The organism is Micromonospora sp. SL1-18, assembly GCF_047921505.1.
Taxonomy (GTDB): domain Bacteria; phylum Actinomycetota; class Actinomycetes; order Mycobacteriales; family Micromonosporaceae; genus Micromonospora.
Window position 1 is genome coordinate 1 of record NZ_JBLROA010000215.1, and the last position, 490, is coordinate 490.

The following is a 490-nucleotide window of genomic DNA, read 5'->3' on the forward strand; positions in this document are numbered from 1 at the left end:
TGTCGCCACCGGCGAACGCAAGTCGATCAATATGATTTCGGCGGTCAACGCCAAAGGGCTGTTGCGGTTCCAGGTGTTCGAAGGCACGTTGAACGCCGGCCGGTTCATCGAGTTCTGCAATCGGCTCCTGGCCGATGCAAGCGGTCCGGTGTTCTTGATCGTGGACGGGCACCCCGCCCACCGGGCGAAGGAAACCACGCAGTACGTGGAGTCCACCAACGGGCGATTGAAGCTGTTCTTCCTCCCCGGCTACTCCCCGGAACTCAACCCTGACGAGTGGGTGTGGAAGAACGTGAAGCACGACCGGATCAAACGCGCCGTCCCCATGAGCCAGGCGGAGATGAAACGCCTCGCTATCGGCGCCCTACGGCGCCTACAGAAGATGCCCCAGATCGTGCGCGGGTTCTTCGCCGACCCGCACCTTGCCTACATCAGGGCATAACACCGAAACCACCATCAACGGTCAAGAAACTAACGCTCGCCTTGGTAA

The 490-nt window shown here is 60.6% G+C and carries 1 protein-coding gene; it reads left to right on the top strand.

The window, feature by feature from the left end:
* Window positions 1-442: transposase (locus ACNAW0_RS30630; RefSeq protein WP_416291520.1), on the top strand; the 442-nt coding region annotated here is incomplete at its 5' end.
* Between the last annotated feature and the right edge of the window lie 48 nt (window positions 443-490).